This is a genomic window from Rhizobium sp. C1, assembly GCF_021026335.1.
Classification (GTDB): Bacteria; Pseudomonadota; Alphaproteobacteria; order Rhizobiales; family Rhizobiaceae; genus Ensifer_A.
The window spans coordinates 830,092-844,156 of sequence record NZ_JAJNCY010000001.1; the positions used below are offsets into that span (position 1 = coordinate 830,092).

The 14,065-nt window shown below is 60.7% G+C and carries 15 protein-coding genes and 1 tRNA gene; 12 read left to right on the forward strand and 4 right to left on the reverse strand.

The genetic code is table 11. The features are described 5' to 3' along the window. The first annotated feature begins 34 nt into the window (after positions 1 to 34). The 6 genes from LQK83_RS04140 (at position 35) to LQK83_RS04165 (ending at position 4,291) form a co-directional block, all read left to right on the forward strand. Positions 35 to 898 (forward strand): D-amino-acid transaminase, encoded by an 864-nt coding sequence (locus LQK83_RS04140; RefSeq protein WP_230835995.1) that lies wholly within the window; start codon positions 35 to 37, stop codon positions 896 to 898. Between the two features lie 100 nt (positions 899 to 998). After that, on the forward strand, positions 999 to 1,238 hold the full coding sequence (gene hfq, locus LQK83_RS04145) for an RNA chaperone Hfq (protein WP_109857631.1): 240 nt from the start codon (positions 999 to 1,001) through the stop codon (positions 1,236 to 1,238). A gap of 75 nt (positions 1,239 to 1,313) precedes the next feature. Continuing rightward, positions 1,314 to 2,630, forward strand: a complete 1,317-nt coding sequence (hflX, locus tag LQK83_RS04150) for a GTPase HflX (RefSeq protein ID WP_230835996.1) — start codon at positions 1,314 to 1,316, stop codon at positions 2,628 to 2,630. 93 nt (positions 2,631 to 2,723) lie between these two features. Beyond that, positions 2,724 to 3,563, forward strand: a complete 840-nt coding sequence (locus LQK83_RS04155) for an SDR family NAD(P)-dependent oxidoreductase (RefSeq protein ID WP_230835997.1) — start codon at positions 2,724 to 2,726, stop codon at positions 3,561 to 3,563. Between the two features lie 128 nt (positions 3,564 to 3,691). Continuing rightward, a complete protein-coding gene (locus LQK83_RS04160) occupies positions 3,692 to 3,985 on the forward strand; it encodes a ribbon-helix-helix domain-containing protein (RefSeq protein ID WP_230835998.1) in 294 nt (97 codons plus the stop codon). A gap of 6 nt (positions 3,986 to 3,991) precedes the next feature. Beyond that, positions 3,992 to 4,291 (forward strand): type II toxin-antitoxin system RelE/ParE family toxin, encoded by a 300-nt coding sequence (locus LQK83_RS04165; RefSeq protein ID WP_230835999.1) that lies wholly within the window; start codon positions 3,992 to 3,994, stop codon positions 4,289 to 4,291. On the opposite strand, the gene mazG is transcribed toward LQK83_RS04165, so the two are convergent. Continuing rightward, positions 4,288 to 5,115 carry a nucleoside triphosphate pyrophosphohydrolase gene (gene mazG / locus LQK83_RS04170; RefSeq protein WP_230836000.1) on the reverse strand — a complete coding sequence of 276 codons (828 nt, stop codon included), beginning with the start codon at positions 5,113 to 5,115 and terminating at the stop codon, positions 4,288 to 4,290. The genes LQK83_RS04165 and mazG overlap by 4 nt on opposite strands. A 31-nt stretch (positions 5,116 to 5,146) precedes the next feature. Further along, positions 5,147 to 5,740 carry a nucleoside deaminase gene (locus LQK83_RS04175; protein ID WP_230836001.1) on the reverse strand — a complete coding sequence of 198 codons (594 nt, stop codon included), beginning with the start codon at positions 5,738 to 5,740 and terminating at the stop codon, positions 5,147 to 5,149. Between the two features lie 212 nt (positions 5,741 to 5,952). Here LQK83_RS04175 and cysG point away from each other — a divergent pair, with 212 nt between their 5' ends. The 5 genes from cysG to LQK83_RS04200 all read left to right on the forward strand — a co-directional run bounded on the left by cysG (position 5,953) and on the right by LQK83_RS04200 (position 10,984). Then, a complete protein-coding gene (gene cysG, locus LQK83_RS04180) occupies positions 5,953 to 7,389 on the forward strand; it encodes a siroheme synthase CysG (RefSeq protein WP_230836002.1) in 1,437 nt (478 codons plus the stop codon). 1 nt (position 7,390) lies between these two features. Next, the gene (locus LQK83_RS04185) at positions 7,391 to 7,696 is read left to right on the forward strand and encodes a DUF2849 domain-containing protein (RefSeq protein WP_230836003.1); all 306 of its coding nucleotides are present in this window, start codon (positions 7,391 to 7,393) and stop codon (positions 7,694 to 7,696) included. Between the two features lie 68 nt (positions 7,697 to 7,764). Beyond that, positions 7,765 to 9,435 carry a nitrite/sulfite reductase gene (locus tag LQK83_RS04190; protein WP_230836004.1) on the forward strand — a complete coding sequence of 557 codons (1,671 nt, stop codon included), beginning with the start codon at positions 7,765 to 7,767 and terminating at the stop codon, positions 9,433 to 9,435. Between the two features lie 29 nt (positions 9,436 to 9,464). Then, positions 9,465 to 9,968 carry a DUF934 domain-containing protein gene (locus LQK83_RS04195; RefSeq protein ID WP_230836005.1) on the forward strand — a complete coding sequence of 168 codons (504 nt, stop codon included), beginning with the start codon at positions 9,465 to 9,467 and terminating at the stop codon, positions 9,966 to 9,968. Between the two features lie 203 nt (positions 9,969 to 10,171). Then, positions 10,172 to 10,984 (forward strand): ferredoxin--NADP reductase, encoded by an 813-nt coding sequence (locus LQK83_RS04200; RefSeq protein WP_230836006.1) that lies wholly within the window; start codon positions 10,172 to 10,174, stop codon positions 10,982 to 10,984. 86 nt (positions 10,985 to 11,070) lie between these two features. On the opposite strand, the gene LQK83_RS04205 is transcribed toward LQK83_RS04200, so the two are convergent. Next, on the reverse strand, positions 11,071 to 12,627 hold the full coding sequence (locus LQK83_RS04205) for an amidohydrolase (protein WP_442966694.1): 1,557 nt from the start codon (positions 12,625 to 12,627) through the stop codon (positions 11,071 to 11,073). A gap of 376 nt (positions 12,628 to 13,003) precedes the next feature. Then, positions 13,004 to 13,079 (reverse strand) — tRNA-Lys (locus tag LQK83_RS04210). 229 nt (positions 13,080 to 13,308) lie between these two features. On the opposite strand from LQK83_RS04210, the gene LQK83_RS04215 reads away from it, so the two are divergent. Continuing rightward, positions 13,309 to 14,052 (forward strand): cytochrome c biogenesis CcdA family protein, encoded by a 744-nt coding sequence (locus tag LQK83_RS04215; protein ID WP_230836298.1) that lies wholly within the window; start codon positions 13,309 to 13,311, stop codon positions 14,050 to 14,052. Positions 14,053 to 14,065 lie beyond the last annotated feature (13 nt).

Sequence of the window (14,065 nt, forward strand, 5' to 3'; positions counted from 1 at the left end):
CGGCCTTATCTTTTCATCTCTGCGGAAAATTCGAATGTCCAGAATTGCCTATGTCAACGGCCGCTATGTCCAGCACGCCGACGCCGCCGTTCATATCGAGGATCGTGGCTACCAGTTTGCCGATGGGGTCTACGAGGTCTGCGAGGTTCGCCACGGCATGATCGTGGATCTGACGCGGCATCTGGACCGCCTCGGACGCTCTCTATCGGAATTGTCTATCGACTGGCCGATGACCCGCCAGGCTCTTACGCTGGTCATCCGGCAGGTTCTGCGCAGGAACGGCGTGACCAACGGCATGTTCTACATGCAGGTGACCCGCGGCGTGGCCAAGCGCGACCACGCTTACCCGGTGCAGGCGATCAAGCCCTCCATTGTGATTACGGCGAAGAACACCGACCGCAATGCAATCGACAAGAAGAACGCCGATGGCATCCGCGCCATCACGCTGCCGGACAATCGCTGGGATCGCGTGGACATCAAGACTGTCGGTCTTCTGCCCAACGCCATGGCGCGGCAGGCGGCCAGGGAAGCGGGCGCGCAGGAGGCGATCTATGTCGATGCAGCAGGCCATGTAACCGAGGGTGCTGCGACCAATGTCTGGATGGTCGGTCAGGATGGCGTCCTGCGGACGAGACCGGCGGAGCACGGAATTCTGCGCGGGATCACGCGCACGACTCTCCTGGATGTGGCCGCTCGCGAAGGAATTGAAATTCGCGAGGAGCAGTTCACGGTCGAAGACATGCTGAACGCGCGCGAGGTCTTCATCACCGCTGCCACAAGTATCTGTTTTCCCGTCGTTTCCATCAACGGAAAGACGATCGGCAACGGCCATCCCGGGCTTGTATCAAAGCAGATCAGAGAAGCCTTTTTCGACATTGCGGAAAAGACATTGATTTGATACGAGTCTTCTATTGCCGCAAAAGTGAGGGTTTGCGGGGACAATCATTTCATTCCAAGCGGCGTCCTGAACGCCGGCACATAAGAAAGTAGCGGCGCATATGGCGGAACGTTCTCAGAACCTCCAGGACCTGTTTCTCAATACCGTCAGAAAGCAGAAGATTTCGCTGACGATCTTCCTGATCAACGGCGTGAAACTCACCGGCGTGGTCACGTCATTCGACAATTTCTGCGTCCTTCTGCGCAGGGATGGTCATTCCCAGCTGGTTTACAAGCACGCGATCTCGACTATCATGCCCGGGCAGCCCGTGCAGATGTTCGAAGGTGAAGACGCGGGCTGACGGATAAAAGCCATTACAGACGAATTTGACACGACCGACGCTGCCGGCGCGGAACACGATGTTCCGCGTGACGACATGTGTGCGCTTGTCGTCGTGCCGGTGCTGAAACAGCCGCAGCCGAAGGGCGAGACGGCAACGACAGCACCCCGCAGCAACGAAGCCAAGCTTGAAGAGGCCATCGGCCTTGCCCGCGCCATTGATCTCGAGATCGCCGGCGGCGTAATCGTCAGCGTCTCGCAGCCGCGCCCGGCGACACTCATGGGCACCGGCAAGGTGGAAGAAATCGGCGAAATGGCGAAGGCTGAGAACGCCGGCCTGATCATCGTCGATCATCCGCTGACGCCGGTTCAGCAGCGCAATCTGGAACGCGAATGGAAGGCCAAGGTCATCGACCGTACAGGCCTCATCCTCGAAATCTTCGGCCGCCGCGCCTCCACCAAGGAAGGCACGCTGCAGGTCGAGCTGGCGCATCTCAACTATCAGAAGGGCCGTCTGGTCCGCAGCTGGACCCACCTTGAACGTCAGCGCGGGGGCGCCGGCTTCATGGGCGGTCCGGGCGAAACCCAGATCGAAGCCGACCGCCGCATCCTGCAGGACAAGATCGTCAAGCTGGAGCGCGAACTGGAACAGGTGCGCCGCACCCGCCAGCTGCACCGCGCCAAACGCAAGAAGGTGCCGCATCCGATTGTGGCGCTGGTCGGCTATACGAACGCCGGCAAGTCGACGCTGTTCAACCGGATCACCGGTGCTGGCGTTCTCGCCGAAGACATGCTGTTTGCGACGCTCGATCCGACGCTGCGCCGTATGAAGCTGCCGCAGGGCCGCACCGTGATCCTCTCCGACACGGTGGGTTTCATCTCCGACCTGCCGACCCACCTCGTCGCCGCCTTCCGTGCGACGCTGGAAGAGGTGCTGGAAGCCGATCTCATCCTGCATGTGCGCGACATGTCCGATCCGGACAATGCGGCGCAGGCGGGCGACGTCATGCGCATCCTGACCGATCTCGGCATCGAGGGGCAGGAGGCGGAAGACCGCATTCTCGAAGTCTGGAACAAGATCGACCGGCTGGAGCCGGAGGCGCACGAGGCCATTGCCGACAAGGCCGCCGCGATGCCCAATGTCCGCGCCATCTCCGCGGTGACCGGCGAGGGCGTCGACGCCCTGCTGGAGGAAGTCAGCCGCCGCATCTCCGGCGTGATGACGATGACCACCATCGACATTTCGCCGGCGAACCTCTCGCTGCTGCCATGGCTCTATGCCAACGCCATTGTGGATGAGCGGCACGACCAGGAAGATGGCTCGGTCAGCCTCGACATCCGGATTTCGGAAGCGGGGGCGGCGGAACTGGAGCGGAAGCTCGGGACGGTGAAGTCCAAGAAGGATGAGTGGTAGGACGCCTCAGCGACGAACACTAGGTTGATCGCCCCGCGCCGCCCGTTACATTCCTTTGTCGGAGATAAATCTTTTGCGATGGAGGAGAGCAAAATGGCGCGTCTTGCGGATACGGTAGCGGTCGTCACGGGTGGCGGCAGAGGCATTGGCCGGGAGATCGCCCTTCAGCAGGCGCGCGAGGGGGCAAAGGTCGCCGTCATCTCGCGGACGGCCAGGGAGATCGACGAAACCGTCTCCATGATCGAGGCCGAAGGTGGGCGGGCCATTGCGCTGACAGCCGATGTTTCAGATTACGCCGCTGTCGAAAATGTCTTTGCGACAATCGCCGACCAACTGGGTCCGGTCGATCTTCTCGTGAACAACCATGGCTCCTTCCAGGCCTTCGGCCCGATCTGGGAATGTGACCCGGAAACCTGGTGGAAGGATGTGGAAATCAATCTCCGGGGCAGCTTCCACACATGCCGCGCGGCATCGCCGGTCATGTTGTCCCGCGGCAAGGGGCGGATCGTCAACCTCGTCGGTGGCGGAACCGGCAACAGCTTTCCGCACGGTTCGGGCTACGCGTCGAGCAAGGCAGCCATCATGCGGATGACGGAATGTCTCAATGACACGACCGTCGACAGTAACGTGCGCGCCTTCGCGGTCGATCCAGGGCTCGTGCGCACGGCAATGACGGAAATGCAGCTGACATCGGAGGCGGGCAAGCGCTTCCTCCCCGGCATTCAGCAACTCTTTGAGGACGGTATCAACGTGGAGCCGACGCGTGCGGCGCTTCTCATCGCAGACATTGCGGCTGGGCGTTTCGACCGGCTGGCCGGACGCTTGCTGTGCGGGGTTGACGACCGCGACGCGCTCGAAAGCCAGATGGACGCGCTGGTTGCCAGTGACGGCCGAGCACTGCGCTTCACCGCTTTGGAGCAAAAGAAGCTCTGAGATCACCTCTTACCGGTGCGGGGACGGTGAAGTCGAAGAAGGATGAGCGTAGGATTGCTGCCGTCTTGCAGCGCGCTTTGATAGTACTGGCCCCTGTGCTATTTTCGGTTTGAACAGGAGTTTCATCCATGTCCAGAACACGCGCGCTCACAATCGAATTGCCGGAAGAGATGGCAGATATGATTGCCGAGAAAGTGCGCTCAGGCGAATATCAAAGCGAGAGTGACGTCGTGGTCGACGGGCTTCTATCGCTGGTTCTCGATGACGGGCCGCATCAGGCGGAGATCGATCGATGGATCGAGACCGAAATGGTGCCGATGCTAGAAGCCATCGACGCCGATCCCTCGCTGCTGATCCCGTTGGAAGAGGCCAGACGGCAACTTCACGCCTATATCGACCACCTAGACGACAAAATTCGCTGAACGAAAATGGCTGAATTCGTCGTCGTCATCTCAGACAGGGCGAAGGCGGATATAGCCGAGATTGTCAGCTACTTGGTGCCGAGAGCCGGCAGGCAGATTGCTCACACTTATGTCGATGAAATCATCGACTATTGCCTTGGCTTCTCACTTTTCCCAAATCGCGGCACTGTTGTGGGTACGAAACACAATATGCGGGCAGTCGGATTCAATCGGCAGGCGACGATCGTGTTTCGGGTCGGCCGTGGCCAAGTCACGATCCTGCGCATCTTCCATAGAGGCCGGAATATCGAACTGGATGAAATCTAGCCCCGCCGCTCGGATCCCTTCGCCTCCACCCACAACTCCTCCATCCGCTCCAGCGAGGCCCCTCCAATATCCTCGCCTGTTGCTTCGAGAGACGTCTCTATATATCTGAAGCGCTTTCGGAACTTCGTGTTTGTCCCGCGCAGCGCCATCTCCGGGTCGGCGCCCACATGGCGGCCGATGTTGACGGTCGCGAAGATCAAATCGCCGAGTTCGTCGGCGACGGCTTGGCTGTTTCCTTCCGCCAGAGCCTCGCGGAGTTCGCCGATTTCCTCCTCGATCTTGTCGATGATTGGCGCGGCTTCCTTCCAGTCGAATCCGACCTTGGCGGCCTTTTCCTGGATCTTCAGCGCCTCGGTCAGCGCCGGGAAGGAACGCTGGACGGAGCCGAGGAGGCCGCTGCTCGGCTCGACATAGCCGGCCTTGGCGCGGCGCTCGGCACGCTCGCGCTTCTCTTGCGTCTTGATTTCGTCCCACTGCGCCTTCACCGCGCCGGGCGTGCCGGCGTCGGAGACGGCAAAGACATGCGGATGACGGCGGATCATCTTGCGGGTGATGGCCTCCACCACATCGCCGAAGGAGAAAAGTCCTTTTTCTTCAGCCATTTGCGCGTGGAAGATGACCTGTAACAGGAGGTCGCCGAGTTCCTCGCACAAGTCGCCCATGTCCTTGCGCTCGATGGCGTCGGCGACTTCATAGGCCTCTTCGATCGTATAGGGCTTGATGGTCTCGAAATTCTGTTCGAGGTCCCAAGGGCAGCCGGTCACGGGGGTGCGGAGCGCCGCCATGATTTCGAGGAGGCGGGAGATATCGCGCGAGGGTTCCATGGATTTTCCAGTCAAGGGGCGATCAGGGGCATCAGTTCAGCGGAATGGCGTTGGCGGACTTGCTGGATTGGTAGACGTTCGACAGCCGGTCATATTCCGTCTTGATGCGGGCGGTCTGGTCCTCAAGCGCTGCGCGCGGGGCATCCGGCGAAGCGGCGACGAGATCGCCGAGATAGAAACTCTTCCAGAATGCGTTCTGGCGATGGTAGCCGCCGGCGTCGAGGCCGTAGAGTTCCTTCATGATCTTGAGGTCATGCGGAATGGCGAAGGCGTCGCGGCTGTCCTCGTGGCTGTAGAAATAATAATAGTTGTCGAAACCGGCCCAGGTGATCGCCGACATGCACATGGTGCAGGGTTCGTGGGTGGAGAAGAAGATGAGGTCCTTCGTGTTCTTCTCGCCTGGGCGTTCGTAGAACTGTTTCAGCGTGTGGACTTCGCCATGCCAGAGCGGGTTCTCGATCTCGTTGTTCGTGCCGGCAATGACCAGCGACAGATCGGACTTCTTCAGGATCGCCGCGCCGAAAACCTTGGCTCCGCTATTCACGCCCTTGTGGGTCAGAGGCAATACGTCCTTCTCCATGACATCCAGCAGGCGGGCGGCTATGACCTCGGGCGCGTAATCCATCAAGCGATCCTTTCACGGTTTTGAAGTGACTCGACGTTATTGAGCCATGTCGGCTCTGTAAATCGCAGCAAGCGGCAACCGGGCGGATTTGCTCAGAAAGCTTTTGTTCGGGGCAAAGAAATATCCTCCTTGTGCCGCATCCGCATTTCTGTTCCTTCCGGTTTTCGCCTCGAAAAGAGAAAATTCTACCAGACTTCACACAGGCGTATGCGATGACTGCAAAAGACGACCAGCTTTCGGTGTTTCCGGCCTTCTTCCGCGTGGCGGGGAAGGTGGCGCTCGTCTATGGCGAGGGCGACGAGGCCTATGCCAAGGCGCGGCTGCTCGCCAATACGCAGGTCGAGATCGTGGTCGCTGCGGATGCGCCTGAAAAGAGCTTCGCGGATTTCATTGCTTCGCATTCGCTGCGCCAGATTTCTCCGGCTGAAGCGGATGCCATGATGCGTAAGGCCGTTCTTGTCTTTGCGGCAACAGGCAACGAGACCGAGGATCGTGGCATTGTCGATCGCGCCCGCGCGCTCAAGATTCCAGCCAATGCCGTTGACCAGCCCGACTATTGCGACTTCTTCACGCCCGCGCTCGTCAACCGCGCGCCGCTGGCTGTGGCGATTGGCACTGAGGGGGCGGGGCCGGTTCTGGCGCAGATGGTCCGCGCTGCGGTTGATCAGATGCTCTCGCCCTCTCTCGGCCGCCTTGCACGCCTCGCGATAAATTATCGCGAGCGCGTGGAACAAAAGATCCCGAAGGGCGTTTCACGTCGCGTGTTCTGGCGCCGGTTCTTTTCCGGCGCGGTTGCTGATGCCATGGCGAATGGCAACGCAACTCTCGCCACGGCCGAGGCGGATCGTCTCCTGAGCGCCTCGGCCGGTTTGCCCGGTCACGTGTGGCTTGTGGGCGCCGGCCCCGGCGCCGAAGATCTTCTGACACTCCGCGCCCAGCGCGTCATGATGGAAGCGGATGCGATCGTCCACGATGCGCTGGTTCCGCAGGCCGTCGTCGATATGGGCCGTCGCGATGCCGAGCGCATCCCCGTCGGCAAGCGCAAGGGCTGCCACTCCAAGTCTCAGAACGAAATCAACGATCTGTTGGTGGAACTTGGCAAGTCAGGTAAACGTGTCGTCCGCCTGAAATCCGGCGATCCGTTGATCTTCGGCCGTGCTGCTGAAGAGATGGCAGCGCTGCGCGAGGCCGGCGTGACCTATGAGATCGTGCCGGGCATCACGTCCGCCTTTGCCGCCGCCGCCGATTTCGAACTGCCGCTGACGCTGCGCGGCGTTGCCTCGTCGCTCGTCTTCACCACCGGCCATGACATGACGGGTGACGTTCTGCCCGACTGGGCGCGTCTGGCCGTTTCCGGCGCCACCATTGCCGTCTATATGGGGCGCACGGTCGCGGCCTCGGTGGCCGAGCGCCTGATTGCTGGCGGCATGCCGCGCGAGACGACGGTGGCCGTCATCGAGAATGCCAGCCGCCGCGAGGCACGGCTCTTCCACGGCACGATTGCTGACCTGCCGAGCCTGCAGCATTTCGACGAACTGACCGGGCCGGTCATGGTCGTCATCGGCGAGGCCGTCGCCGGAGCCAACTTCGAGAAATCCACGCCGCTCAGCCTTGCAGCCAAGCGGTCGCCTGTCTCCATGGGAGTTTGACATGATCTACAAGGTTCTCACCGCCAACCGCCTCGGCGACGGCATTGCCGTCTGGCTGAATGCCAGTGGCGAGTGGACCACCTCGCTGCAGGATGCGCTCGTCGCCCGCCATGCGGAAGCCGAAGCCTCGCTGGAAGCGATCGGCAAGCGCGACTTTGCCGCCAACAAGATCCTTGACGTGAACCTCGTGGAAGTGGAAGAGGTCGGCGAAACGATCCGCCCCATTCGCCTGCGCGAGCGCATCCGCGCCGAAGGCCCGACGGTCGGCTATGGCGAGAACGCCTACGCCCCGACGCGCGCAGCTTAAGAGATTTTTGCGCAATTCCGGACGGAAAACCGCCTTGCACTTTTCCTGGAATTGCTTGAGGAGCCCCTATGTACCGTTACGATGAATTCGACCACGCCTTCGTGTCCGCGCGCGTCGCGCAGTTTCGCGACCAGGTGGAGCGGCGTCTGTCCGGCGAGATCGCCGAGGATGCGTTCCGCCCGCTGCGCCTGATGAACGGCGTCTATCTCCAGCTCCACGCCTATATGCTGCGCGTCGCCATTCCCTATGGCACGCTGAATGCCAAGCAGATGCGGATGCTCGCCCATATCGCGCGCAAGTATGACCGCGGCTACGGCCATTTCACCACGCGCCAGAACATCCAGTATAACTGGCCGAAGCTTTCCGACACGCCGGACATCCTGACCGATCTCGCATCCGTCGAGATGCATGCGATCCAGACATCGGGCAACTGCATTCGCAACGTCACCGCTGACCATTTCGCTGGGGCCGCCGCTGACGAGGCTGCCGATCCGCGGCCCTATGCAGAAATCCTGCGCCAGTGGTCTTCCGTGCATCCGGAATTCTCCTTCCTGCCGCGCAAGTTCAAGATCGCCGTCACCGGCTCGGAACATGATCGCGCAGCCATCCAGGTTCACGATATCGGTCTGCAGCTGAAGAAGAACGACAAGGGCGAGCTTGGGTTTGCCGTCTGGGTCGGCGGCGGGCAGGGGCGCACCCCGCTTCTCGCCAAGAAGATCCGCGACTTCCTGCCAGAAGAGGACCTGCTTTCCTACACGACCGCCATCGTGCGCGTTTACAACCTGCATGGCCGCCGCGACAACAAGTACAAGGCGCGCATCAAGATCCTCGTCCACGAAACCGGCGTCGAGGAACTGACGCGCCAGATCGAGGCCGAATTCGTGCATCTGAAGGATGGCGAACTGAAGCTCCCCGATCAGGACATCGCCGCCATCACCGACTATTTCGCACCGCCGGCGCTCCCCGAGCGGCCGGAAGGCTGGGCGAACCTTGCCGCCTGGAAGAAGGCGGATGAGGGCTTTGCGCGCTGGGTGCAGCAGAACGTGCATCCGCACAAGAACCCCGATTATGCCTCTGTCACCATCTCGCTGAAGCCGATCGGAGGCATTCCGGGCGACGCGACGGACAGCCAGATGGATCTGGTGGCCGATCTCGCCGAAGAATACGCCTTCGACGAAATCCGCATCAGCCATGAGCAGAACATCATTTTCCCGCATGTCGCGATTGCCGATCTGGAGCCGCTTTATCGCGCGCTGCAGCCGGCAGGTCTCGGCACGGCCAATGCCGGCCTGATCACCGACATCATTGCCTGTCCGGGTCTGGACTATTGCGCGCTGGCGAACGCCCGCTCGATCCCGGTCGCGCAGGAGCTTTCCACCCGCTTCGGTTCGGCCGAACGTCAGGCGGAAATCGGCGAGCTGAAGATCAAGATTTCCGGCTGCATCAATGCCTGCGGCCATCACCATGTCGGCCATATCGGCCTCTTGGGCGTGGAAAAGAAGGGCGCGGAACTCTATCAGATCACGCTGGGGGGCTCGGCCGACGAGAATTCCTCCATCGGCGAAATCATCGGCCGCGGCTTCGAGCCGGAGAAGGTGACGGATGCGGTGGAGACTGTCGTCAACACCTATATCGCCATCCGCAACGACGCCTCCGAGCGCTTCATCGACACCTATCGCCGTGTTGGCCCGCAGCCGTTCAAGGACGCGCTTTACGGGCCGTCCTCCAAGGCCGCCTGAGACAGACCCGGATCAGAAAGAACTGACGCATGACGAAAATCTGGAAAGAAACCGGCTTTGTCGAGAATGACGCCTGGGCGCTGCCCATCGAGAGCGAGGCTCTGCCGGTAGGCGCTCGGCCGATCCTCGCACTTGGCGAATTCCTCGAACAGATGGAGGCCAGCAATGAAGGCGGCTTCGGCGTGTTGATCGCGCCGGCTGACGACGTCACGAAACTGGCACCGCATCTGGAGCGCATCGCGGTCGTGGCGCTGGCATTCCCGGCCTTCAACGACGGGCGCGCCTTCAGCCATGCCTCGCTGCTGCGTGAGCGCCTGGGCTATGAGGGCGAGGTAAGGGCGGTCGGCGATGTGCTCATCGACCAGATCCCCCTGATGATCCGCTGCGGCATCGACAGCTTTGCCGTCAAGAACCCCACGGCCCTGACGCGTCTTGCCGAAAACCGCCTGCCGGGGATCGACCTCCACACCCAGCCGGCCTTCAAGTCGGCGGAAGCGGGCCAAGGCTATAGCTGGCGCCGCAAGGCCTCGTGAGGGGTCACGCTTGCCGCCAGCCGTTGATGTATATCAAATACAGAATATGTATTTGATATACCTTGAATGCGAGAATGGCGGCAAAGCATTCCCCTGAGGGCGCGTTAAAAGCAACAACAGCGCTTCACCAGCGGCCGGAAATGTAATATTTGCCTCGCACACTCAAGTTTGTCTGCGGCACGCCCACCCGGATTGGATCAAGAATGAACGCACCCGTATTGAAACAGGATGTCGCTGCTGAAATCCCGGCCGGCGTCTTTGCCGAAACCGTCACCTTCGTCCATCACTACACGGATCGTCTGTTCCGCTTCCGGATGACGCGTCCGGAGAGCTTCCGCTTCCGTTCGGGCGAGTTCGTGATGATCGGCCTGATGGTCTCGGGCAAGCCGCTTTATCGCGCTTATTCGATCGCCAGCCCGGCTTGGGCAGAGGAGCTCGAATTCTTCTCGATCAAGGCGCCGGACGGTCCGCTGACCACCGAACTGCAGAAGATCCAGCCGGGCGATACCGTGTTCATGCGCAAGAAACCGACGGGCACGCTGGTTCTCGATGCGCTGACGCCGGGCAAGCGTCTCTACATGTTCTCGACCGGCACGGGTATCGCGCCGTTTGCCTCGCTGATCCGCGAACCGGAAACCTACGAGAAATTCGAGGAAGTCATCCTCACGCATACCTGCCGCGAAGTCGCCGAACTGAAATACGGCTTCGACCTCGTCGAGGAAATCAAGAACGACGAGATCCTCTCCGAGATCGTCGGTGACAAGCTGAAGCACTATGCGACGGTGACCCGAGAGGATTACCCGTTCCAAGGCCGCATCACCGACCTGATGGAAAACGGCAAGCTCTATGCCGATCTTGGCGTTCCTCCACTCGACCCGGCCATCGACCGCGGCATGATCTGCGGCTCGGCCGCGATGCTGAAGGACACGAAGGAACTGCTGGAGCGGGCAGGGCTGACTGAAGGGGCCAACAACAAGCCAGCCGAATTCGTGATCGAGCGGGCCTTCGTCGGCTGAGCTTGACAGCATCCTCTGCAATATCGAAAAAGGGCGCCCGGTGAGGCGCCCTTTGTCTTTAGGATCCATTCCGCACGGCGCGCTGATCAGGCGGTATATCCAGCCTGACCATCGATCCAGGTTTCCATCACCTTGATGGCATGGATTTGCTCCGCCGGAACGACGGTCGGATCTTTTTCAAGCACAACCATATCCGCAGCCTTGCCAACTTCGAGACTACCGCAGACGTGGTCCATATGGCATTGCCACGCCGCGTCGATCGTGACGGCTCTCAGTGCTTCCATGGGCGTGATGCATTGCTCGGGCGCCAACACACCGCCGCCTTCCTTCATATCGCGCACGACCGCATTCTCGACGCAACGCAACGGATCGATGGGCGTGACGTTGAAATCCGAGTGGAGCGAAATTCGCAAGCCCTTGTCGAGGGCGGAGCGGCAGGGATCGACGCGCTTTGCCCGTTCCGGGCCCAGAATCCGATCCTGAAACGCGCGGCCCCAGAAGTGGACATGTCCAATCAGGAACGAGGGCGAGAGGCCCAGCTCCTTCATCCGAACAATCTGCTCGTCATGCAGGATCGAGCTGTGCTCGATACGATGGCGTAGCTGATGGCCGCCTTCTCCACTCGTACCTTGCGCGAAGGCGTCAATGGCAACATCGATGGCCGCATCGCCGTTGGCATGAATCCCAACCTGCCAGCCCGCCATATGAGCCTTGCGAACCACGGCCTCGATCTCGCTCGGCTGATAGTTCAGGGCACCGCGCCCGGTGCTACCGAGATAGGGTTCGCGCTGATAGCCGGTCTGTGCCTGATTGGAGCCATCCGCCCAGGCCTTGATGCCGTTGAGCGTGAAGCGGGACGTACGCTCGCCAGGGCGAAGGCCAAGCTTTTCCCAGGCGTCGTAATGCGTGGACACGAGATACCCGGCATAGCGCAGGGGCGGATTGGTTTTCATGACAGCATCGATGAGCGCCAGATCCTTCTCACCGAAGGCTGCGCCGATGCCGCAATCATGCACCAGCGTGCACCCCTTGGCCACGGCATCCTGAAGATCTGCTCGGAAATAGCCAACGAGATCGGCCGCGGTCGGCTGCGGCATCACCGCAAGGAAGGGATAGAAGGACGGTGCCTCTTCCAGGCGACCCGTCAGGGCGCCGCTCGCGTCGCGCATGAAACGGGCCTGCGGTGGGTCTGGAGTATCCTTCGTCACCTTGGCCCTTGCCAGCGCCAGCGAGTTCACATAGGCGACATGACCATTCGATTCCAGAATGAAGAGCGGCACATTCGGCGCGATGCTGTCGAGGTCGGACAACGTAAAGGGCTCGCCGGGCATGATGGAGGGGTCCACCATCTTGGCCTGAAGCCATTGGTCTCCGCTGAGCTTGCTTGCCGCATCGCGCAATTTCTGCCTTGCGCTGTCCATATCTGGAACGCTGAACGGGCCGATGTCCAGCCAGGGCCGAAGCCCTGAGAAGGACGAATGCATGTGCGGATCGACAAAGCCCGGAAAAACCACCTTGTCGCCGAAGTCGACGACCTTGGTGTCTGCTCCCTTCAGCGCCAGAATTTCGGCCGCGTGACCAATGGCGACGATCTTGCCATGGCTGACTGCCACCGCTTCGGCATGCGGCTGCGCATCGTTCATCGTATAGATGGTGCGTCCCAGAAAGATTGTTTCAGGTTTTTCCGGTGGACCGTCAGGTTTTGAGGTCTGCGCCAAGGCCGGAGAAGCGGCGACGGCAAGGGAAGCAGCAAGCCCTGCAAGAACATTTCGCCGACTTTGATAGGACCGCATGAACTTCATCAAGCCGGGGTTACAACAATCGCACAAATGAAAAATCCTTCGCCATATGTGTTGAATACGGGAATATCTATGTACGGAATCTGAAGATGTTGCAAATGGTTCGCTTGAGAAGCGCCGGTGGCTCACGCTTCCTCATCGCGACAGACCACAACCGCCAACCCGCCTTCTGCTAGGCCAGGAGCGTTCCTGGCAACAAAAATAGGGGCAGGGGTTCAAGTGGTGAGCGCGCAGGGATTCGAACCCTGGACCTACTGATTAAAAGTCAGTTGCTCTACCGGCTGAGCTACGCGCTCCCGCGTCTGTCCGGTTGCAGAAGCGAACCGGGCCGGAAAGTGGGCGGAACATATGCAGGAGGCACGGTCGGGTCAACCCGGAAAATCGTCAATTCTGCGACCATTTGGCGCTTTTTCCAGCGATGCCGAAAAGATGATTGGCGGGTGAGGGATGCCGGGTCTATATGGGCCTCGGATTTTGGCCTTTTACCTGAGCTGCGGAACCGGTGAGGGGCAAGGAGTTTTCATGCTGACCGTCGCCGGTATTTCGCTCATCAGCGCGCTTGTCGCGGGTGCCTTGTCGTTTCTGTCACCTTGCGTACTGCCGTTGGTTCCGCCGTATCTGTGCTACATGGCCGGTGTTTCCGTCGAGGATTTCCGCAACGGCGGGCAGGCGGCGGCACGGTCGCGCAATGCGGTGATCCTCTCCTCCGTCTTCTTCACGCTGGGCTTTGCGACCGTCTTCGTGGCGCTGGGAGCCGGCGCGTCGGCGGTGGGGCTGCTGCTGCGGCAATATATCGACATTCTGTCCAAGATCGGCGGTGTGATCATCATCGTGATGGGGCTGAACTTCCTCGGCCTGTTCCGCATCGGGCTCCTTGCGCGCGAGGCGCGGTTCCAGTCGTCGGCTAAGCCCGCGACGCTTTCCGGGGCGTATGTGATGGGCCTGGCCTTCGCCTTCGGATGGACACCCTGCATCGGGCCTGTTCTTGGTGCCATTCTCGGGATTGCGGCAGCCTCCGATACCGCAGGCTCCGGCGCCTTTCTGTTGGCGGTCTATTCGCTGGGGCTTGCGGTGCCGTTCTGGATCGCTGCCTTTTTCTCCGGGGCATTCATGCGTTTCCTTTCGCGCTTTCGGCGCCATCTTGGCGCCGTCGAAAAGGTCATGGGTGGACTGCTGGTTCTCACCGGCATTGCATTTCTGACCGGATTTGTCGCCAATGTGGCGATCTGGTTCCAGCAGACATTTCCAATCCTCGGACAAATCGGCTAACAGCAGACGGGTT